Here is a 571-nt window from a genome sequence, read left to right as displayed (position 1 = left end):
GGCGTGGGCAACACGACGGTGTCGGGCGACAACGTGACGGTGGGCACCGGCGGCGACATCGGCGGTGACAACGTGACGGGCCACGCGAACCAGACGTGGACGCAGCAGCCGAACAGCACGGTGGCGGGCAACACGAGCACGAACATCACCGCACCGAACCTGAACATCGCGGGCAACACCGGGATGGCTGGCGTGGGCAACACGACGGTGTCGGGCGACAACGTGACGGTGGGCACCGGCGGCGACATCGGTGGCGACAACGTGACGGGCCACGCGAACCAGACGTGGACGCAGCAGCCGAACAGCACGGTGGCGGGTAAGACGAGCACGAACATCACCGCACCGAACCTGAACATCGCGGGTAACACCGGGATGGCGGGCGTGGGCAACACGACGGTGTCGGGCGACAACGTGACGGTGGGCACCGGCGGCGACATCGGCGGTGACAACGTGACGGGCCACGCGAACCAGACGTGGACGCAGCAGCCGAACAGCACGGTGGCGGGTAACACGAGCACGAACATCACCGCACCGAACCTGAACATCGCGGGCAACACCGGGATGGCTGGCG

Annotated in this window: 1 pseudogene; it reads left to right on the top strand. The window is 67.6% G+C overall.

The window, feature by feature from the left end:
- Nucleotides 1-571: pseudogene (locus DPV79_RS42995) on the top strand (hypothetical protein); the annotation flags it as partial.

The sequence above is a fragment of the Burkholderia reimsis genome (assembly GCF_003294055.1).
GTDB lineage: Bacteria > Pseudomonadota > Gammaproteobacteria > Burkholderiales > Burkholderiaceae > Burkholderia > Burkholderia cepacia.
Note: the sequence above shows the minus strand (reverse complement) of the source record. Positions and strands in the feature narration are given on the sequence as shown.